This is a genomic window from Phytoactinopolyspora limicola, from assembly GCF_011320225.1.
Lineage (GTDB): Bacteria > Actinomycetota > Actinomycetes > Jiangellales > Jiangellaceae > Phytoactinopolyspora > Phytoactinopolyspora limicola.
The window spans coordinates 51,830-72,395 of sequence record NZ_JAAOEN010000021.1 but is presented as its reverse complement, the minus strand read 5'-3'; the positions used below and the strand labels follow the sequence as shown (position 1 = coordinate 72,395).

At 67.4% G+C, this 20,566-nt stretch carries 18 protein-coding genes; 11 read left to right on the top strand and 7 right to left on the bottom strand.

The features are described 5' to 3' along the window. Positions 1-2: 2 nt before the first annotated feature. Positions 3-842: an ECF transporter S component gene (locus tag G8760_RS26985; RefSeq protein ID WP_207782778.1), complete on the top strand. Its 840-nt coding sequence runs from the start codon at positions 3-5 to the stop codon at positions 840-842. 249 nt (positions 843-1,091) lie between these two features. Then, positions 1,092-2,399 carry an MFS transporter gene (locus G8760_RS26980; protein ID WP_166355944.1) on the top strand — a complete coding sequence of 436 codons (1,308 nt, stop codon included), beginning with the start codon at positions 1,092-1,094 and terminating at the stop codon, positions 2,397-2,399. A gap of 33 nt (positions 2,400-2,432) precedes the next feature. On the opposite strand, the gene gcvT is transcribed toward G8760_RS26980, so the two are convergent. Both gcvT and G8760_RS26970 read right to left on the bottom strand, forming a co-directional pair. Next, positions 2,433-3,518, bottom strand: coding sequence for a glycine cleavage system aminomethyltransferase GcvT (gene gcvT, locus G8760_RS26975; protein ID WP_246222700.1), 1,086 nt, complete (start codon positions 3,516-3,518; stop codon positions 2,433-2,435). A gap of 195 nt (positions 3,519-3,713) precedes the next feature. Continuing rightward, the gene (locus G8760_RS26970) at positions 3,714-4,187 is read right to left on the bottom strand and encodes a VOC family protein (protein ID WP_166355942.1); all 474 of its coding nucleotides are present in this window, start codon (positions 4,185-4,187) and stop codon (positions 3,714-3,716) included. Between the two features lie 54 nt (positions 4,188-4,241). Here G8760_RS26970 and G8760_RS26965 point away from each other — a divergent pair, with 54 nt between their 5' ends. Together G8760_RS26965 and G8760_RS26960 are read left to right on the top strand one after the other, a co-directional pair. Then, positions 4,242-5,132, top strand: a complete 891-nt coding sequence (locus G8760_RS26965) for a helix-turn-helix domain-containing protein (protein WP_166355941.1) — start codon at positions 4,242-4,244, stop codon at positions 5,130-5,132. Positions 5,133-5,174: 42 nt separating this feature from the next. Beyond that, positions 5,175-6,677 (top strand): leucyl aminopeptidase, encoded by a 1,503-nt coding sequence (locus G8760_RS26960; protein WP_166355940.1) that lies wholly within the window; start codon positions 5,175-5,177, stop codon positions 6,675-6,677. Positions 6,678-6,715: 38 nt separating this feature from the next. On the opposite strand, the gene G8760_RS26955 is transcribed toward G8760_RS26960, so the two are convergent. Then, entirely contained in the window at positions 6,716-7,057 is a 342-nt protein-coding gene (locus G8760_RS26955; protein WP_207782777.1) for an oxidoreductase, read from the bottom strand. 208 nt (positions 7,058-7,265) lie between these two features. On the opposite strand from G8760_RS26955, the gene lpdA reads away from it, so the two are divergent. From lpdA to G8760_RS26940, 3 genes are all read left to right on the top strand, one after another. Continuing rightward, positions 7,266-8,651: a dihydrolipoyl dehydrogenase gene (gene lpdA, locus G8760_RS26950; protein WP_166355939.1), complete on the top strand. Its 1,386-nt coding sequence runs from the start codon at positions 7,266-7,268 to the stop codon at positions 8,649-8,651. A gap of 156 nt (positions 8,652-8,807) precedes the next feature. Next, positions 8,808-10,589 carry a 2-oxoglutarate dehydrogenase, E2 component, dihydrolipoamide succinyltransferase gene (gene sucB / locus G8760_RS26945; protein ID WP_166355938.1) on the top strand — a complete coding sequence of 594 codons (1,782 nt, stop codon included), beginning with the start codon at positions 8,808-8,810 and terminating at the stop codon, positions 10,587-10,589. 6 nt (positions 10,590-10,595) lie between these two features. Beyond that, entirely contained in the window at positions 10,596-11,501 is a 906-nt protein-coding gene (locus G8760_RS26940) for a TIGR01777 family oxidoreductase (protein WP_166355937.1), read from the top strand. A 62-nt stretch (positions 11,502-11,563) separates the two neighbouring features. Here G8760_RS26940 and G8760_RS26935 read toward each other — a convergent pair whose 3' ends face one another. After that, on the bottom strand, positions 11,564-13,456 hold the full coding sequence (locus G8760_RS26935; protein ID WP_207782776.1) for a protein kinase domain-containing protein: 1,893 nt from the start codon (positions 13,454-13,456) through the stop codon (positions 11,564-11,566). Between the two features lie 249 nt (positions 13,457-13,705). Here G8760_RS26935 and lipB point away from each other — a divergent pair, with 249 nt between their 5' ends. The 3 genes from lipB to G8760_RS26920 all read left to right on the top strand — a co-directional run bounded on the left by lipB (position 13,706) and on the right by G8760_RS26920 (position 16,395). Next, positions 13,706-14,356, top strand: a complete 651-nt coding sequence (gene lipB / locus G8760_RS26930; RefSeq protein WP_166355935.1) for a lipoyl(octanoyl) transferase LipB — start codon at positions 13,706-13,708, stop codon at positions 14,354-14,356. A gap of 64 nt (positions 14,357-14,420) precedes the next feature. Beyond that, the gene (gene lipA / locus G8760_RS26925; RefSeq protein ID WP_166355934.1) at positions 14,421-15,359 is read left to right on the top strand and encodes a lipoyl synthase; all 939 of its coding nucleotides are present in this window, start codon (positions 14,421-14,423) and stop codon (positions 15,357-15,359) included. A 325-nt stretch (positions 15,360-15,684) separates the two neighbouring features. Then, the gene (locus tag G8760_RS26920) at positions 15,685-16,395 is read left to right on the top strand and encodes a DUF4191 domain-containing protein (protein ID WP_166355933.1); all 711 of its coding nucleotides are present in this window, start codon (positions 15,685-15,687) and stop codon (positions 16,393-16,395) included. A 112-nt stretch (positions 16,396-16,507) separates the two neighbouring features. On the opposite strand, the gene G8760_RS26915 is transcribed toward G8760_RS26920, so the two are convergent. Beyond that, a complete protein-coding gene (locus G8760_RS26915; protein ID WP_166355932.1) occupies positions 16,508-16,927 on the bottom strand; it encodes an RDD family protein in 420 nt (139 codons plus the stop codon). A 400-nt stretch (positions 16,928-17,327) separates the two neighbouring features. On the opposite strand from G8760_RS26915, the gene glnA reads away from it, so the two are divergent. Beyond that, complete coding sequence (gene glnA, locus G8760_RS26910; protein ID WP_166355931.1) at positions 17,328-18,752, top strand: type I glutamate--ammonia ligase; 1,425 nt, start codon at positions 17,328-17,330, stop codon at positions 18,750-18,752. Between the two features lie 121 nt (positions 18,753-18,873). Here the strand turns inward: glnA and G8760_RS26905 are convergent, their stop codons facing one another. Both G8760_RS26905 and G8760_RS26900 read right to left on the bottom strand, forming a co-directional pair. Beyond that, on the bottom strand, positions 18,874-19,050 hold the full coding sequence (locus tag G8760_RS26905) for a hypothetical protein (RefSeq protein WP_166355930.1): 177 nt from the start codon (positions 19,048-19,050) through the stop codon (positions 18,874-18,876). A 13-nt stretch (positions 19,051-19,063) separates the two neighbouring features. Continuing rightward, positions 19,064-20,500, bottom strand: coding sequence for an aminobutyraldehyde dehydrogenase (locus G8760_RS26900; RefSeq protein ID WP_166355929.1), 1,437 nt, complete (start codon positions 20,498-20,500; stop codon positions 19,064-19,066). Between the last annotated feature and the right edge of the window lie 66 nt (positions 20,501-20,566).

Genomic DNA, 20,566 nt, shown 5'->3' with positions numbered 1-20,566 from the left:
TCATGGGGCGGGACGTGGTCGCGTTACGGATCCCGGCCCCGAGCACACTCGCGCTCATCCTGGTGTCGGCGATCGGTGTGGTGTCGTTCGGTTGGCCGCTGCTGGCCCAGCCCGACTCCGCCCTGGCGCATTCCGCCGACGCCCCGTGGTTGTTCGCCGGACTGCTGCCGCTGCTGCTCCTCATCGTTCTGGCTCAGCTGACCGAAGGGCGGATGGACGCCAAGACGATCGCCTTGCTGGGCGTGCTCGCTGCCCTCGGCACCGGGCTGCGCATGCTCGGCGGGGGCGGTGGCGGGTTCGAGCCCGCCTTCTTCTTGTTCGTCGTCGCTGGGCGGGCACTCGGGCCAGGCTTCGGTTTCGTCCTCGGTCAGCTCACCCTGTTGGCCAGCGCACTCGTCACCGGCGGTGTCGGGCCCTGGTTGCCGTTCCAGATGATGGCCGCCGGGTGGATCGCGTTGCTGGCCGGACTCCTGCCTCCGCTACGTGGGCGGGCCGAGGTGCTTATGCTCGCTGGATACGGCGCGGTGGCCGGACTGCTCTACGGGATCCTGATCAACCTGTGGTTCTGGCCGTTCGTTTCCTTCGCCGACACCGGCATCAGCTTCGTGCCCGGCGACCCAATCACCAGCAACACCGTCCGCTACGGCGCGTTCCTGCTGGCCACGTCGCTTGGGTGGGATCTGATCCGCGCGGCGGTGACGGCGATGCTGTGCCTCGTGGCCGGGCCACCCGTGCTGTCGGCGCTGCGTCGCGCGGCGCGTCGGGCCAAGTTCGACGCCTCCGTTCCCGCTTCGCGTCAGGCGGCCGTCGCCAACCCTCCGGCACATCCGGTTGAGGAATGATTCACATCACGCGTCATGGTGGGCGCCGCACTCCGTCTTGATGGGTGTCGCGGGCGGTTCGCCGCCGACGCACAGGGGACGACGGACGTCGGGCCGCCCGCGAGATCAGCACTCTCATCCACCCCCGATCAGCGTCTCCCGAGCACTTGCCACCATGCTCGGCCGCCATCCGGGCGTCGCCTTGACATCCACTCCGTCATGCTGTTGTCTCCCTGGTAAAGTGTGGCTTCGGGGGCAAGCGGGGTAGGCGTGCAGCATCACTCTCATGGGGCAGATGGCCCGCTTCTGCGCGATCCCGACCTCCGCCGTTACATCGGCGCGCGGTTCGTCTCCCTCGCCGGCTCCGCGGTCACGTTCGTCGTTATGCCGGTTCTCGTGTACAGCCTCACCGGCTCAGCCACCTGGACCGCCTTGGTGGCCGTCGCCGAAGGCATCCCCTACCTGCTCACCGGCCTGTGGGCAGGCGTCGTGGCAGATCGGCTCCCGCGTAAGGCCATCATGGTGGGCGCCGATATCGCTGCCGCGTTGGTTCTGATGAGCATCCCCGTAGCCGCCTGGCTGGATCATCTCACCGCGGCACACGTCTTGATCGTCGCCTTCGTCGCGCAGACCGTGTTCGTCTTCTTCGACGCCGCCAACCTCGGCTCCCTACCGGTGTTGGTGCCGCGGCACCGGTTACCTTCGGCCAATTCGGTGATCGCCGGTGGCGGCACCGTCGTCGAAGCCACCGTCCCGGCGATCACCGGCCTGCTGCTCGTCCTCGTCTCACCAGCCACCCTGCTCGTGGTCGACGCCGTGACATTCATGGCATCGGCTCTGCTGGTCCGGTCGATCGTCCGGCCGCTCAACCGCGCCCGCCGCGGGGTCACGCCACGCACTCGCACCGCCATCTCCGAGGGTGTGCGGTTCATCGTCGACCACCCGATCCTCCGCTACATGACCATCATCGGTTTCCTGGTGGCATACAGCGGCGGCTCACTCGTCGGCATCCTCGTGGTGTGGGCCGATCACAACCTCGGCGTGCAGGAAGGTGATTGGCGGCTCGGCTTCGTCTTCGCCGCATGGGGAATCGGCGCCGTCGTCGGCAGCGTCGTCATGCCGCGCTTGGTGTATCGCGTGGGCGGCGTCCGCACCGCGCTGATCTGCCTGCCGTTGTCCGGCGCGGCCGGAGCGATGACGGCGGCGTCAGGGCACTGGGTGCTGGGCATGCTCGCCATCGCCGCCTGGGGCGCGGCCTACCTGGTGATCGCGGCCAACTCCGTGACGCTGCGCCAACAGGTCACCCCGGAGCCACTGATGAGCCGGGTGATGACGGTGGGCCGGATGACGTCGTTCGGTGCTGGTTTTCCGGCCGGAGCGCTGACCGTCGGGCTACTCGCCGACCGCATCGACGTAGGAGTAGCACTGCTCGTCTGCCAGATCAGTATCGCGGTGGCCACTGCCGTGGCGTGGCTGTCTCCGTTGCGCCACGCTCCTCGTCACCTCGCCCTGCCCGACGACGCCCCCGCGGAATCCACCACCGGCGTAACCAGCGACGGAACGAAGCCGGGTACGTAGCACCCCGCCCCGGGCCCAGTGGCGCGCGGGCCATCACGACGGCGACGTCTTGACGAACGGCGGCTGGACCACCTCGAACGTCTCCGACCGGCCCCGGATATCGACCTTCACCTCGGCACCTTCGGTCACCTTCGGAGGCAGCAAGGCCAGGCCGATACCTACCCGGAGAGTAGGCGAGAACGTACCGGAGGTGACGACACCGTCGTCAGCGCCGTCGACCTTGACGGCCATACCGGGCCGCGGGATCGTCCGCCCGGTGGACCGGATGCCGCGCAGCCGCCGTGCTGGCCCGGCGGCCTTCTCCGCGAGCAGCACCTCCCGCCCCCAGAAGGCCGGTTTCGTCCAGCCGACCGCCCACCCGGAACGGCCTTGCAGCGGGCTGATGTCCATCGAGAGGTCTTGTCCGTGCAACGGGTAGCCCATCTCGGTGCGGAGGGTGTCACGGGCGCCCAGGCCACAGGGCTCCACCCCGTTCGGCTCGCCGCAGGCGAGGATGGCATCCCACACCACGCCGGCGTCGTCCCAGGGCACGAGCAGTTCGTAGCCTCGCTCACCGGTGTAGCCCGTGCGGCACACGGTGATCGCGATGTCGTTGTACTCGGCGTCCACGAACGACATGTACTCGTGCCCGACAGGGATCCACAACGACGACAGCGTGGTGTCGGCGGCCGGCCCCTGCAACGCGAGAATGGCGTAGCGGCGATGTTCGTCGCGTACCTGCACCCCCTCGGGGGCGGCCTGGTCTAGCCGGCGGGCCACCTCCGCACTGTTGGCGGCGTTGGGCACCAGCAGGAGGTCGTCGTCGGACCGTAGGTACACGATCAGATCGTCGACGACGCCCCCGGACTCGTCACAGCACAGCGTGTACTGCGCATGCCCAGGCTCGATCTTGTCGAGGGAGTTGGTCAGGCACGAATCGACGAACGCCCGCGCGCCAGGTCCGCTGACGGACACCTTCCCCAAGTGGCTGACGTCGAATAACCCGGCCCGCTCCCGCACGGCGGTGTGTTCATTGACCACACCGGAATACTGCAATGGCATCTCCCACCCGCTGAACTCGGCGAACTTCGCCCTGAGTTCGGCATGGCGGTTGTACAGGGAGGTCCTGGCAGGTGTCACGGTCACACGTCTCCGTTACGTCGCGGTTCCTCAGGCAGCGGCATACACCGCACAGGTAGCACCCTAGAGGCCCTGCCCCGACGGTGCACACCGCCACCACAAACCGCTCGTCGATCATCGACGATGACGGCGTGTCTCCCATCTCAGAGCCTCATCCCGTAGAGATGAGCTCGCCGTGGAGTACACGACAGTTGTTCAGCTGGTGTTCGAGGCCACCCACTCGTCGACACGCCGCTTGGCTTCATCCTCGGGTACGTCCTCGACTCGGGTCATGATCGCCCAACGCCGCCCGTGAGGGTCGATGACACTACCGAAACGATCACCAGTGACGAAGGTCTGCACCGCCACCCGGACCGTCGCCCCTGCCTCGACCGCTCGAGCGAACACCACGTCAACGTCGTCGCAGTACAACATCAACGACGACGACGCCACTCCCGGCTCGGGCGGCACCAGACCGTACTCCGGATTGGGGTCACTGAGCTGCAGCATGGAATTCCCGATGCGCAGTTCGGCATGGAGCACGGAGCCGTCCGGACCATCGTTACGGCTCAGCACCTCGGCGCCGAACACCGTCTGGTAGAAGTCGATCGCGCCGGCCGCGTCGACACACACGATGAACGGGGTCAGACTGTGGTAGCCGTCGGGAATAGGGTTTACCTTCGTTGTCATGTGTCCACACTCCGGATCACGGACAGCTGAATCTTGTAAGAACGCGACACACATATGACCACCGCGACCCAGCCACCCCGGCCGCCACAACAGCCGGCGCCGACGGCCAGCACCAAGGGCCTGTTGAACCCGCTGGCCACCAGTCGCCACGTCGATCTACGCCGCTACCCCGCGTCCTCGCAGACCGGGCAGTTCGTCGAACGGTACTGGTCGGTCCGATGGGACGTACCAGCCGGCGAAACCTACGAGGTCCAGCTCATCCCGCACCCCTGCGTCAACATCACTTTCCTACCAGGCGCCGGTGGCCAGGTTCACGGCGTCGGCACCCGCAGCTGGTCTCGGCCGCTGACCGGCTCCGGCTACGTCATCGGGGTCAAGCTCCGACCCGGCGGCTTCACCGCCATCACCGGCATCGCCGCCGCCACCGTCACCGACCGCTGGGTCCCGTTGCGCGACGTGTTCGGTCCGGCCGTCGACGATGTCGCGGAGGAGATTCTCACCGCCCCGGACGACCACTCCCGGGTCGAGTTCTGCGACGAGTTCCTACGCAACCGGCTACCCCCAGCCGATCAGGGGTACCAGCTGGTCCTCGACATGGTGGCGACGATGCTCGGCAGCCGGACCATCACCAAGGTGAGTCAGGTAGCCGAACTCCACGGATGTTCCATCCGCAGCGTGCAGCGACTGTTCCAGCGCTACGTCGGCGTCGGCCCGAAATGGGTGATCCGGCGCTACCGGTTGCACGACGCAGCGGAAATGCTCGCCGCTGATGACACCATCGACGCCACCACCATGGCGGTCGAGCTGGGGTGGTTCGACCAGGCCCACTTCATCCGCGACTTCAACCACGTCGTCGGCATGACTCCCGGCGAGTACGCCGCGGCCTGCGCGGCCGGCAGGGACCACGTCACCCGTGTGCCGAGGGCGTCGGAACCCGACGAGTAGCATCGACATTCGATTCCTCGAACGACGACGTCAGGGAGAACCGTGAGCACCGTTACCTTGTCCTCTGCCAGCCCGACCGGACTCAAGGTCGACGCCGTGGTCGTCGCCCTCGCCAGCGGTGCGGACGGTCCGGTGCTCCTACCCGGCGCCGAAGCGATCGACAAAGCCCTCAAGGGCACACTCGCCACTACCCTCGCCCAGTTGGGCGCCGCCGGCACGGTCGACGAAATCACCAAACTGACCACGCAGGGCAAGACGAAGGCGCCGGTGCTCGTCGCCGTGGGCACGGGCCCCCAGGCCGAACCAGGCTCGCCGGAATACCGTGAACGGTTGCGCCGAGCGGCCGGCGCCGCCAGCCGGTCGCTGGCCGGAACCGGCAGCGTCGCGTTCGCCTTGCCGATCGACGGAGAAGCCGACGCAGCGGCCGTGACCGAAGGTGTGTTGCTGGGCGCCTACTCGTTCGATTCCTACAAAACCGGCGAGGTCAAAACCCCGGTTGAAACCGTCACCATCCTCGGCCCGGGCGTCAAGACAAAAGCGGTCAAAGAGGCCGTCACCCGCGCCGAGGTCATCGCGACCGCCGTCAACCGCGCCCGCGATTGGATCAACACCCCGCCGCGTGACCTCGTACCGGCAACATTCGCCGAGCTGAGCACCAAGCTGGCGAAAGGCACCAAATTGACCGTTGAGGTCCTCGACGAGAAGGCGCTGGCCAAGGGGGGCTACGGCGGCCTGATCGGGGTCGGACAAGGCTCGGTACACCCGCCTCGACTGATCCGGCTGTCCTACCGGGCGGCGCGGGCCAAGAAACACCTCGCGCTGGTGGGTAAGGGCATCACCTTCGACACCGGTGGATTGTCGTTGAAGCCCAACGACAGCATGAAGACGATGAAGAGCGACATGAGCGGCGCCGCGGCGGTGGTGGCGGCCATGCTCGCCGTCGCCGAACTGGCACCACGGGTCTCGGTCACCGCCTACGCCGCGATGGCCGAGAACATGCCGTCGGGAGAGGCCCAACGCCCATCGGACGTCATCACCATGTACGGCGGGAAGACGGTCGAGGTACTCAACACCGACGCCGAAGGCCGCCTGGTGATGGCCGACGCGCTGGTCCGCGCCGCCGAGGACGAACCCGACCTGATCATCGACGTGGCCACACTCACCGGTGCGGCCATCGTCGCGTTGGGCCCGCGGGTGTCGGGCATCATGGCCAACGACGACACGTTGGCAGCTCGCGTACACGTCGCGGCCAAGAACTCCGGCGAGCAGATGTGGCCGCTGCCGCTCCCGTCCGACCTGCGGGCGAAGCTCGACTCGTCGATCGCCGACATCGCCAACATCGGTGACCGCAGCGGCGGCGCCTTGCAGGCCGGTCTGTTCCTGAAGGAGTTCGTCGACGACGCCACACCGTGGGCGCACCTGGACATCGCCGGTCCGTCCTTCAATGAGGCACAGCCGTTCGGCTACACCCCGAAGGGCGGCACCGGTGCGGCCGTCCGCACCCTCGTCAAGATCGTCGAGGAGTTGGAGGCCGGCGCACTGTGAGAGCCTGCTCCTTCCGCCACACGGTGTGAAGGAGCAGGTCAGACGCCGCGCCCGCCCGTCTTGCGGTTCCACTCCCGCATCCGCTGCGGGTAGCCGACCACCTGGGCGTCGTACGCGGGTATCCCGAGCTTGCGGGCGAGGTCGTGCGCGGCGCCGGCATCGTGTACCCGGCGTCGGGTCCACTCGCCGTCGTGTGCGACGAGAACGACGGTGGTGGCCGTCATGGTGGTTGGTGGTTCGACGAACGCCTCCACACCGTGACGGGAGCTGGCGAACTCCTTCAGGTGCTTGGTGTCGGCGTCGTCAGCGGCCCGATCCAGGCTGCCCTCAGCGCTCTTACGCCGCCGGCCGAACCATCGCATACCTTCAACCTCCGTCATGTCGTCAAACACCGACAGTATCTCGTCCAGGCCGCCCCGGTCGCACCCATCGAGCCGTCGTCGTGCGGGCCGGAGCTACCGATCCCGGCACCAACCACCCACGGCCCGGATGGCAGGATCGAATCACGCGTGCCCACTGCCACAAGCGACGGGACGCGCCGGGACACGACCGGATCATAAGTGATCACGGAACCGACAGGAGTGAATGATGGCCGAGCCCAGCAGTTTCGACGTTGTGGTCCTAGGTGGAGGCAGCGGCGGGTACGCCGCGGCCTTCCGCGCCGCCGAGCTGGGGCGCAACGTCGCGCTGGTCGAGAAGGACAAGGTGGGCGGCACCTGTCTGCATTACGGGTGCATCCCCACCAAGGCTCTCCTCCACGCCGCCGAAGTCGCCGACCTTGCCCGGCACAGCGAGCAGTTCGGCGTCAAGAGCACCTTCGAGGGTGTCGACGTCACCGCGGTCAACGCGTACAAGGACGGCATCGTCTCCCGCCTGCACAAGGGCCTGCAAGGACTGGTGAAGGCGAACAAGGTCACGCTGATCGAGGGCGCCGGCCGGCTGGCCGGTCCGAACGCCGTCGACGTCGACGGGACCCGATATGCCGCTGAGCACGTCATTCTGGCGACCGGATCACGCGCTCGCAGCCTGCCCGGCGTCGAGATCGACGGACACAAGGTCATCAGCAGCTACGAGGCGTTGACGCTCGACCGGATCCCGGCATCGGTGGTGGTGCTCGGTGGGGGCGTGATCGGCGTCGAGTTCGCTAGCGTGTGGCGCTCCTTCGGCTCCGAGGTGACCATCGTCGAGGCTCTGCCGCGGCTGCTGCCCGTCGAGGAGGAGGCCAGCTCCAAAGCCGTACAACGGGCCTTCCGCAAACGTGGTATCGACGTCAAGACGGGCGCCCGGTTCTCCGGGGTGGAGCACACCGACGCCGGCGTCTCGGTGACACTGGAAAGCGGCGAGAAGATCGACGCCGAACTGTTGCTCGTCGCCGTCGGACGCGGGCCGGTCACCGAAGATCTCGGCTATGCGGAGTCCGGCGTCGAGCTCGACTCGGGCGGATTCGTGGTCACCGACGAACGGCTACGCACGAGCGTGTCGGGTACCTATGCGGTCGGAGACATCGTCGCTGGACTACAGCTGGCCCACCGCGGTTTCGCGCATGGGATCTTCGTCGCCGAAGACATCGCTGGGCTCGCGCCGGTACCGGTCCAGGACGCAGGTATCCCCCGTGTCACCTACAGCGACCCGGAGGTGGCCTCGGTCGGGCTGACCGAGGCGCAGGCCACCGAACGGCTCGGCGCCGAGAAGGTCCAGACGTTGGAGTACAACCTCGCGGGCAACGGCAAGAGCCAGATCCTCGGCACACAAGGCTTCGTGAAGCTCGTGCGGGAGAAAGGCGGCGCTGTGCTCGGCGTACACATGGTGGGTGCCCGCGTCGGCGAGCTCATCAGCGAGGCTCAGCTGATCTGCGCCTGGGAGGCCCTGCCTGACGAGGTCGCGCAGTTGATCCATGCCCATCCGACGCAGAGCGAGGCGCTCGGCGAGGCGCATCTGGCACTCGCCGGCAAACCACTACATGTCCATGGCTGAGGTCGGGGTGGTGTCGGCAGCCCGACACCACCCCGAACCACCACGCCCGCCGACGCGAGCCCGGCGACTCCCCGCTGGTGTGCCCTCTTATACGCTCTTCCTTGGCTGATACGTTCGCGTAGGCTCATGGCCGTAGGACTCTCGAGAGGAATGATGATGGCAACCTCTGTCACCCTGCCCGCACTTGGCGAGAGCGTCACCGAGGGCACTGTGACGCGCTGGCTCAAGCAGCCCGGTGACCAGGTCGCCGTCGACGAGCCACTCCTCGAGATCTCCACCGACAAGGTCGACACCGAGATCCCCTCCCCCGTCGCCGGCACCCTCCAGGAGATCAAGGTCGCCGAAGACGAAACCGTCGAGGTCGGCGCCGAACTCGCCATCATCGGCGAGAACGGCGAGAGCGGCGGCGACGCCGATACGGGTGCGCAGCCGGCCGATCAGGGTGCGGATCAACCGGCTGAGCAGCCTGCGGAGGAAGGTAGCGAGCCGCAGGCCGAGTCGGCACCAGCCCCGGAGCAGCCGGCCGACGACGAATCCACCGCTGGCCAGCCTGTTCAGCAGGACGCCGCCGAACCATCGGGCGAAGGCACGCCGGTCACCTTGCCCGCGCTCGGCGAGAGCGTCACCGAGGGCACTGTGACGCGCTGGCTCAAGCAGCCCGGTGACCAGGTCGCCGTCGACGAGCCACTCCTCGAGATCTCCACCGACAAGGTCGACACCGAGATCCCCTCCCCCGTCGCCGGCACCCTCCTCGAGGTCAAGGTCGCCGAAGACGAAACCGTCGAGGTCGGCGCCGAACTCGCCATCATCGGCACCGGAGCAGCGGCTCCAGCGCAGCAGGCTGCTCCCGCGCAGCAAGAGCAGCCCGCACAACCCGAAGCCGCTCCGGCACAGCAAGAGCAGCCCGCACAACCCGAAGCCGCTCCCACACCGGCCGCCCAGCCGGCCGCCGCGGCACCGGCCCAGCAGTCGAGCCCAGCGCCCAAACAGGCCGGGGACGAGACGACGCCCTACGTCACGCCACTCGTGCGCAAGCTCGCCGCTGAACACGGCGTCGACCTCTCCACGGTCACCGGTTCCGGCGTCGGCGGGCGGATCCGCAAACAGGACGTACTGGCTGCTGCCGAAGCGGCCGCCCAGGCCACGTCGGCGCCGGCGGCTCCAGCTGCCCCAGCGGCACAGCCCAGTGCCGAGGCGCCTGCCCCGGTCGAGCCGTCGCCGCTGCGCGGCACTCGGCAGAAAATGAGCCGCATCCGTAAAGCGATCGCGTCGCACATGGTTGACTCCCTGGCGACATCAGCGCAGCTCACCACCGTCGTCGAGGTCGACGTCACCCGGGTGGCCCGGCTACGCGACCGCGCCAAGGCGGACTTCCAGCAGCGGGAGGGCACCAAGCTGTCCTTCCTGCCGTTCTTCGCCAAGGCGGCGGTCGAGGCGCTCAAGATCTATCCGGTCGTCAACGCCAGCGTGGATGGCGAGGAGATCGTGTACCACGGCGCGGAGAACCTCGGCATCGCCGTCGACACCGAGCGCGGGCTCATGGTCCCGGTCATCAAGAACGCCGGCGACCTCAACATCGGCGGTCTCGCCCGCCAGATCGCCGATCTCGCCGAGCGCACGAGGTCCAACAAACTCAAGCCCGACGACATCTCCGGCGGAACCTTCACGCTGACCAACACCGGCAGCCGGGGTGCCCTGTTCGACACGCCGATCCTCAACCAGCCACAGGTCGGCATGCTCGGCACCGGAGCGGTGGTCAAGCGGCCGGTGGTCGTCACCGACGACACCGGCTCCGACAACATCTCGGTCCGCTCCATGGTGTACCTGGCGCTGACGTACGATCACCGCATCGTCGACGGTGCCGACGCCGCCCGGTACCTGACGGCGGTCAAGCAGCGTCTGGAGGCCGGCCAGTTCGAGGGTGAGCTGGGTCTGTAGAACTCGATGCGGGTTGCCATCAGCGGTTCCAGTGGTTTCGTGGGCACGGCGCTGCGGGAATCGCTGACGGCAGACGGCCATGACGTCCTCCGGTTGGTCCGACGCCAGCCGGCCAGCCCGGACGAGGTGTGGTGGGATCCACGGGTCGGCGACATAGACCCGAACCCGCTCGAGGGGCTCGACGCGGTCGTCAACCTCTCCGGGGCGGGTGTCGGCGACCGCCGGTGGACCAAGGCCTACAAAGACACATTGCGCAGCAGCCGGATCCACTCCACTACCATCCTGGCGACCACCCTTTCCCGCCTGGATACTCCGCCCCGGGTGTTCCTCTCCGCATCCGGGATGAACGTCTACGGCGCCGACCGTGGTGATCACTTATTGGACGAGGATTCCGGGCCGGGACAAGACTTCCTGGCCCGGCTCTGCCACGACTGGGAACACGCCGCGCACCCGGCGTCGGCCGCCGGGATCGATGTCTGCCACGCCCGATTCACCATGGTGATGGACCGTCGAGGCGGGTCCCTGGCCAAGACGTTGCCCCTTTTCCGGCTGGGCCTCGGTGGCACACTCGCCGGCGGCCGGCAGTACTGGAGCTTCATCTCCCTGGCCGACACGGTGCGCGCGCTGCGCTTCCTCATCGAGACACCGGGATGCTCCGGCCCCTACAACATCGCGGCTCCGGAGCCGGTGACCAACGCGGAGTTCACCCGGGTGCTCGCCCACGCCTTACATCGGCCGGCCGTCTTGCCGGTGCCGCGGTTCGCTTTGCGCACCGCCATAGGCGAGCTCTCCGCTTACATCGCCGGGAGCATGCGGGTGGTGCCTACGCGGCTGACCGGAGCAGGTTTCAAGCACGAGCATCCAACCGCGCGGACGGTGGTCGCCGCGGCGCTCGACCCGAACGTGCCCTGACCGCCTGGACGGCACACCGACCAACCTTTCGGCCGGACGGCGGGCTCCGTGGTTCGCGGCGATCAGCTGAACCGCCAGGTGGGAGTCCCGGAGGCATCGTCGGCAACCGGCACCAGCACGGCGGTCCAGGTGTCGCCATCCATCCCCGGCTTATCCTCAACCACCTCGTCACTGCCATCTACCAGCTGGTATGGCGGCAACCGGTCGGAGATCTCCAACACCACGGTCCCGCCGTTCTGCTCCACCAGCTCGGCGTCGACCACCTCGAACGAGAGATTCTGCGTGCGGACGTCGTTGTCGGCGTATTCCTGCATCAACTCGACGTCGCGCACCAATCCTTGGCTGGTCGGGGCGTACACCTGGCATAGCAGCTCCGCGTTGACCTCCTCGAAGGCCCGGGCGCGCAAGGTATAGAGACGCTGGACCTCCTGTGTCCAGTCGGCCACTTCGGGGGGTTCTTCGTCCGGTGCCGGACGCGGACCACCGCAGTAGTCGCTGGGCCCGGTATCACTCGCCTCAGGATTACCCAGGCCCGCCTCGGGCAGTTCGTCATCGCCGCCGAACGCCTCCGTGAACAGCACGATCGCCCCCGCGATGAGCAGCATCACCACCAGCACGCTCGCCAGCTTGGTGACGTCGCCCTTGCTCGGCCGCCGTCCGCCGCGCCGACCCCGCGAGGACGCGGGCGTGGTGGTATCGCCGCTGGCGGAACGGTGGGCCGACCGGCGTGGTGGCGGGCTCTCGGCCGCCGCCGCGGGCTCAGCTCGGGCTGACCGGCGTGGTGGCGGGCTCTCGGCGGCCGCCGCGGGCTCGGCTCGGGCCGAACGGCGCGGTGGCGGGCTCTCGGCGGCGGCCGCCGCGGGCTCAGCTCGAGCTGACCGGCGAGTGCGCGCCCGGCGACCTCCGGGGCTCGCCGCCGCCTCCGGATCGGGTGCGGCCTGCGCTACGGCCTCGGCTGTGGTGGACGTGGTGTCGTCGCCACCTCCGCGACGGGCGCGGCGCCCTGACGATGGTGCTGCCACCTGGCGCATGTACGCGGTGACATCGTCGAGCTCATCGTCCCCCGTCGGATCGTCGGCGAAGGCCGGCGCTGGGCCAGGGTCTTGGGTGGTCTCGAACGGATCGGCGAACGGCGGCGCGCCGCTGGTGGGCAGCCCGACCGGCCCTGGCGCACCCGGCTGTGGTGGTGCCTCCGATTCGAGTTCCATCAGCTCGACCGGCTCCGGATCCGCGATCGCGTACAACGCGTTGACCAGCGTCTCCGCCGGCGGCCGACGTCCGACGTTGCGGCCGATGGCCCGGGTGATCACGGCCTGCGCAGCCGGCGCCACCCCCGTCGCCAGCAGTTGTTCGGCCGAGGCGGCGAACAGCCGATCCGGTGACACCGGGCCGGTGAGCGCGACGACCCCCATGGCGGCGATGCTGTACACGTCCGCCGGGGGCGCGAACTCAGCGTTGGAGACGATCTCCGGCGCGATGGTGGGAGCTCGCAGATCGACCTGGCCACCGATGGAAGCAAGCCCGACACCGGCCAGCATGGGACGGCCGTCCCGGGCGAACACGATGTCGTCCGGCGTGATCGCGCCGTGGACGATGCCGTGCGGGTGGATCTCGGCCAACGCCTCCGCGATGGGCGCGCAGGCGGTGACCATCTCTCCCGGCGGGAGAGTTCGGCGGTTGACCAGGATGTCGGCCAGGCTGCCGCCTTCGGCCGCCCCGAGGACGAGTACTGGCCCAGCTGGGGTCTCCACCATGTCGTGGACGGCGATGATGTGGGGATGCTGCAGGGCGCGCATCACGAGGATGGCGCTGTTCAGGCCGGCCCGGACCGCGTCGAGATCACCCTGAACCAGTCTGAGGGTCACCGGCTGCCCGGTGGCGTCGTCAAACCCCAGCCACATTGACGAATGCACTGATCCCAGCCGCCGCCCGGCGGTGTAACCAGGTACGTGCAACCGGCCCTCCATAGGCTCTATGTTTCCAAAGTCTGGCGGGTTTCGCCGCTAGAGATCAACTTTTCTACCGCGTCGCCGCCAGTCAAGGGAAGGCTCCCTTGACCTCCGCAGACGCTCCTCATCCAGGCACAGCTATCAACTTTGACGCATTTCGGGCCGAGTTACCACTCGGGACGGGGCGAGATAACCGTTCGGCTGAGTGATTCGAGCCATACAGATTCCCGCCGGTCCGACATAGGCTCGTCAACCATGAGCGACGTGCAGGTGGTCCAGTACGACACCCCCGTGCCTTACGACGACGCTTGGCGTGAGCAACGTCGCCTCCACGCCGCCCGGGTAGCCGGCGATGTTGGCGACACCGTCATGCTGCTCGAACATCCTCCGGTGTACACCGCCGGCAAGCTGACCAAACCCCATGAGCGGCCCCTCATCGACGCCGGTGCCCCAGTCATCGACGTCGATCGCGGCGGCAAGATCACCTGGCACGGGCCTGGCCAGATCGTCGGATATCCGATCGTGGCTCTGCCCGGGCCATATGACGTCGTCGCATACGTCCGGCGGGTGGAACAGCTGATGATCGACGTGTGTGCCGACTTCGGCCTGGTCACCGAACGCATCAAAGGCCGTAGCGGCGTCTGGGTGCCGGCCGACGAACACGGCCCGGCCCGCAAAGTCGGCGCCGTCGGCATCCGGGTGGCCCAAGGTGTCACCATGCACGGGTTCGCGTTGAACTGTGACTGCGATCTCAGCTGGTATGACCGGATCGTCCCGTGCGGCATCTCCGACGCCACCGTCACGTCCATCTCGCGCGAGCTGGGGCGGGTGACCGGCGTGGCCGAGGTCCTCCCCAAGGTGCGCGAACACCTCGTCGTCGTCCGTGCTGAACCGGCCCCCGCGTGACCTCCGGCACCACACCGGCCAGCGCCGGTGGTTACCATCCGACCCGACCTCGTAAGGTGGCAACGTGACAGTCGCACCGGAGGGACGCCGCCTGCTGCGCCTTGAGGCACGCAACAGCGAGACGCCCATCGAGAAGAAGCCGTCGTGGATCAAGACCAAGGCCACGATGGGCCCGGAATACCGTGACCTGCAAGCGCTCGTGAAACGGGAAGGGCTGCACACGGTCTGCCAGCAAGCTGGCTGTCCGAACATCTTCGAGTGTTGGGAAGACCGCGAAGCGACGTTCCTCATCGGCGGCGACCACTGCACCCGCCGCTGCGATTTCTGCCTGATCGACACCGGCAAACCGGACGAACTCGATCGTGACGAGCCGCGCCGGGTCGCGGAGTCGGTGCAGGCCATGGGGCTGCGCTACGCCACCGTCACCGGCGTCACCCGCGACGACCTCGACGACGAGGGTGCGTGGCTCTACGCCGAGACCATCCGCCAGATCCATCAGCTCAACCCGAACACCGGGGTGGAGATCCTCACCCCCGACTTCTCCGGCAAACAGCACCTGCTGCAGGAGGTCTTCGACGCTGCGCCCGAGGTGTTCGCCCACAACGTCGAGACCGTGCCGCGGATCTTCAAACGCATCCGGCCGGCGTTCAGCTACCAGCGCTCACTCGACGTCTTGTCCATGTCGCGGGCGGCCGGAATGATCACCAAGTCGAACCTCATCCTCGGTATGGGCGAGACCCGCGAGGAGATCTCGCAGGCCCTGGTCGACCTGCACGACGCCGGGTGTGATCTGATCACCATCACGCAGTATCTGCGCCCCTCGCCACGGCACCATCCCGTGGATCGCTGGGTCACCCCGGAGGAGTTCGACGAGTTGGGCGCCGAGGCCACCGAAATCGGCTACGCGGGAGTTATGTCCGGGCCCCTGGTGCGCTCGTCGTACCGCGCTGGCCGGCTATACCGGCAGGCCATGGCCGCTCGCACCGATCAGCACTCGTCGTAGCCGGATCACCACACTGTCAGCTCCCGCCCCCGCACCACCTCACCGTCCCACGCGGCCCTTCCCACCTCGTCCCACACCCCTCCCTTTCCTGCCCACACCCCCTCCCCTCCTCTCCCCACTCCGCCTCCGGTGATCGTTGCCGGATTTCCGCCCCACCTCGCTCATCCCTGGCTGCGCTTGGTGCGTTGAGCGCCTGCCATGGTTGACGTTTTGGCTGGTTTGTGGAGGCGTTCAACGCACCAAGCCCCGCACCGGGAACTGGTCGGCGGGTAAGGTCCAACCCGACTGTGTGAGTCCGACCCGAACGATGAGTAGGATCCTTCCTATGGCGCGCAAGGAAGAGCAGGACTCCACCGAGAAGAAGCCGGGCCGGATCGCCCAGATCAAACAGACGTACCGGATGGCCAGACGGTCCGACCGGTGGGTCGGCTGGATCACGCTCGCCTACATCGTCGGCGTGCTCGGCATTGCCGTCCTCATCGGCCTGCTGCTCGGACCGCTGTGGATGTGGCTGATCATGGGCCTACCCTCCGCCATGCTCGCTGGTGCCATCGTGTTCGGCCGCCGCGCCGAACGCGCCGCCTATGCGCAGATCGAGGGCCGGCCAGGTGCCGCGGCGGCGGCGTTGGGCACGCTGCGCCGCGGATGGGACACCGAGCCCGGGGTGGGCGCCAACCGGCACCAGGACGTAGTACACCGGGCCGTCGGCCGGCCAGGCATCGTGCTCATCGGCGAGGGTGAAGTTCCCGGTCGGGTGGCCAACCTGCTGGCGCAGGAGAAGAAGCGGCACGCCCGCGTCGCTCCGGAGACCCCCGTGTACGACATCATGGTCGGCCGCGGAGACGGACTCGTGCCATTGCCGAAACTCGCCAAACACCTACGTAAACTGCCCAAGAACCTGCGGGGTGCCGAGGTCACCGAGTTGCGGCATCGGCTGCGCGCACTGGGCACCCAGCCGGTCGGCATGCCGAAAGGACCGCTGCCGAAGGGGCTCAAGCTTCCCACGGCCGGCCCACCGCCTACCGGCCGCCGCTGATCGGGTCGGCGGCCACCTACCGGCCGCCGCTTTTCGGGCCGGCGCCTGCCGTCACCGTCCACCGCGGCCTCGCCGGCGGCTCCTCGGCCGTATGTCCGGTGCCGATTCGGCGCTAATCCGGACCGTTGACGGCGGCGGTGTTGGAGGCTACGTCATGCAGCCCACGGCGATCTTTGTCGAAGACGAGTGGCGGAATGACCAGCAGAATCAACACTGTCCGAACGGCGGCCCACACCACACCTACCTGGCCCCCGGTGAGCCGGATGATCCGGATCCGCAGCATCCACTGCCCCAGGCTGGCACCGGTGAACGCCGTCGCAAGCCACACCATGCCGAACCAACACACCAATGGCACCCACGTCAGCCCCGCCTCGAACTCCCAGACCTGACCACCCACCATGATCACCGCGGCGAGGTTCGCCAGCGCCCAATCGATCACCAACGCGGCGATCCGCCGGTTCCACGGAGCCGGCGATCCCGGCCCGCTTCGGGGAAGGCCGGATGGGGACGTGGAAGGCTCCTCGGTGTTCACGTCTGTGAGCCTATCGACCGCCGGGTCCGGCCCTGGACGACGGGCGGTGGCGACGCACCAAACGGTCGAGTTGTCAACGGTTCACTCCGTTCCCACCCTGCTGCACACCGGGGCGAGGGCAGAGAAGTCGGGCCGCGCGCTCAAGTGCAATGTCAGAGCCGCATACAGCGACGTAACAGTCGTGAAACACTAGAGACATGAGCGGGAAATCCCGCCCTCATACCGTCCCGAGCTGTAAGGACCTACTGATAGGCCCAAGCGTCGGGACCAACGGTGGGTGCCATACCAGGCCGCGGTGGGTGTGCGTCGTTACGGCTCGCCGGGGCTACCGAACGAGCGTCTCGGTCAACGCCGACCGTCGACATTCCGGCCATCCTCGCGCGGCGCGAAGGAGAGACACATGTTCACCAACGCCGACGAGCTTCTGAAGTTCGTCAAAGACGATGGCGTCGAGTTCATCGACGTCCGCTTCTGTGACCTTCCCGGGGTCATGCAGCATCTGACGATCCCGGCAGAGACCTTCGATGCCGACGCTATCAACGACGGAGTCATGTTCGACGGCTCGTCGATCCGCGGCTTCCAGGCGATCCACGAGTCCGACATGAAGCTGATCGCCGACCCTGCTACGGCGTTCATCGACCCGTTCCGCAAGGCCAAAACTCTCGCGCTGAACTTCTCGATCGTCGACCCGTTCACCGACGAGCCCTACAGCCGCGATCCTCGCAACATCGCCACGAAGGCTGAGGCTTATCTGGCCAGCTCCGGAATCGCCGACACCGCCTTCTTCGGCCCCGAAGCCGAGTTCTACGTCTTCGACGACGTCCGCTTCGAGACCAACGAGAGGTCCGGCTACTACTTCATCGACTCCATCGAAGCCGCCTGGAACACCGGCCGACAGGAAGAGGGCGGCAACCGCGGCTACAAGACCCGGTACAAGGGTGGCTACTTCCCGGTTCCGCCCACCGACCACTTCGCCGATCTGCGCGATGACATGGTCAAGACGCTCCTGGGCGCCAACATCCCGGTAGAGCGCGCACACCACGAGGTCGGTGCCGCCGGCCAGGCCGAGATCAACTATCGGTTCGATACCCTCTTGCACGCCGGCGACCGGCTGATGCTGTACAAGTACATCATCAAGAACGTCGCCTGGGCCGCCGGCAAGACCGCGACCTTCATGCCCAAGCCGGTGTTCAACGACAACGGTTCCGGTATGCACGTCCACCAGTCGCTGTGGAAAGAAGGCTCGTCGCTCTTCTATGACGAGCTGGGATACGCCGGATTGTCGGACCTCGCCCGCTGGTACACCGGTGGCCTGATCAAGCACGCTGCGTCGCTGCTGGCCCTGACCAACCCCACGGTGAACTCCTTCCACCGCCTGGTGCCGGGCTTCGAGGCTCCGGTCAACCTGGTGTACTCGCAGCGCAACCGGTCGGCTGCGGTGCGTATCCCCATCACGGGTACGTCGCCTAAGGCCAAGCGCATCGAGTATCGGGTGCCCGACCCGTCGTGCAACCCGTACCTGGCCTTCTCCGCTCTGCTGATGGCCGGCATCGACGGTATCCGCAACAAGATCGAGCCGCCGGCGCCGGTCGACAAGGATCTCTACGAGCTGCCGCCTGAGGAGTTCGGCGACATCGCCACGGTCCCGGCGTCGCTGCCGGAAGCGCTGAAGGCGCTCGAAGAGGACCACGACTACCTCACCGAGGGTGATGTCTTCACCGAAGACCTCCTCGAGACGTGGGTTGAGTGGAAGCGCACCAACGAGGTCGACCCGATCCGGCTGCGGCCGCACCCGCACGAGTTCGAGCTCTACTACGACATCTGAGATCAGCGGGCCGTTGACCTGCTGATAGTCGACCAGAAGCGGCGGCCGACCCGGTACTCGTCCCTACGACGGGTGCCGGGTCGGTCGCCTGCTCAGAGTGGCCCGCGACGTCTTATCGAAATCAACGCAGCCACTCTTTCGTCAGCGGAATCCGCGCGGTTTGGCCGACCGCGACGTCGTACACAAAACCAGCATCGGTATCGTCGACATTGTCATAGCCACGGACAGTGGTGGCGTCGCCGATATCGAGCACGACGATCGAGTCGGCTATCTGCTCCGCGCTCAGAATCTGGTACACGGCTTTCTTCCCCTCAGCCCATGCTCGCCATGACGTGCTTGATCCGGGTGTAGTCCTCGAGTCCGTACATCGACAGGTCCTTTCCGTGCCCGGATGACTTGAACCCGCCGTGCGGCATCTCGGCGACGAGGGGAATGTGGGTGTTGATCCACACGCAGCCGAAGTCCAGGGCCGCCGACATGGTCAGCGCGCGGCTGACGTCCTTGGTCCACACCGACGACGCGAGCCCGTACTGCACGCCGTTCGCGCAGGCCAGCGCCTCGTCGTCGGAGTCGAAAGGCTGCACAGTGATCACCGGGCCGAAAATCTCGTGCTGACTCAACCAGTCGTCCTGCCGTAGCCCGCCGATGACGGTTGGCTCGACGTAGTAGCCGGAACTTCCCTGCCGCTGACCTCCGGCCACGACGGTGCCGTGGTCGGGAACCCGGGCGATCGCATCGAGAACCCGCTTCAATTGGTCCGCGTTGTTCAGCGGCGGAACCCACGCCTCCTCATCCTCGGCCGGCCGGCCATACGTGGTGACGGCAGCCCGAGCCTGAGCGGCCAGCAACTCGGTGAACTCGTCTGCGATCGAGGTGTGGACGAGCACCCGGGTGGCCGCGGTGCAGTCCTGTCCGGCGTTGAAGTACCCCGCCATAGCGATACCGTCAGCCGCGGCCGCCAGATCCGCATCGCTGAAGACGATGACCGGCGCTTTGCCGCCCAGTTCCAGATGGGTGCGTTTGATCCGCTCCCCCGCGGCCGACGCAACCTGGCGGCCAGCGGTGACCGAACCGGTGATCGACACCATCTTCGGGGTGGGATGGGCGACAACCGCCGCACCGGTCGCGCGATCACCCACGACGGCGTTCACTACACCCGCCGGGAGGTGCCGGGTGGCGAGTTCGGCGAGCATGGTGGTGGTGGTCGGGGTGGTCTCGCTCGGCTTGATCACGACGGTGTTCCCGGCCGCCACAGCGGGGACGAACTTCCAGATCGCCATCATCATCGGGTAATTCCACGGCGTCACCTGGCCGACGACGCCAATCGGTTCGCGTCGGATCCAGGATGTGTGGCCCTCCAAGTACTCCCCCGCCGACTTCCCGTCGAGCAGGCGGGCGGCGCCGGCAAAGAATCGGATCTGATCGACCATCGGGGTGATCTGTTCCGCCCTCGTGATGTGATCGGGCGCCCCGGTGTCACGGCCTTCGGCGGCGACGAGGTCACGGGCGTGGTGTTCGACGTCGTCGGCGAAGGCCAGCAGCAGTTTCTGCCGCTGCGCTGGAGTAGTCCGTCGCCAGTCATCGAACGCCCGGCTGGCCGCCGCGTACGCGCGGTCGACGTCGATGTCGGTGGCGTTTTGTGCGCCGCCGTTGACCTCACCGGTCTTGGGGTCGATCAGCGGCATCGTCGTGGCGTCGTTGGTCGGTTCGACGAACTGGCCGTCGATGAAGCTCCGTACTGTTGTCATGTTCTGACTTCTCTCGCTCTCCGGGGTCCAGGGGCGCTAACGTCGGGGGCGCTAACGTCGGGGGCG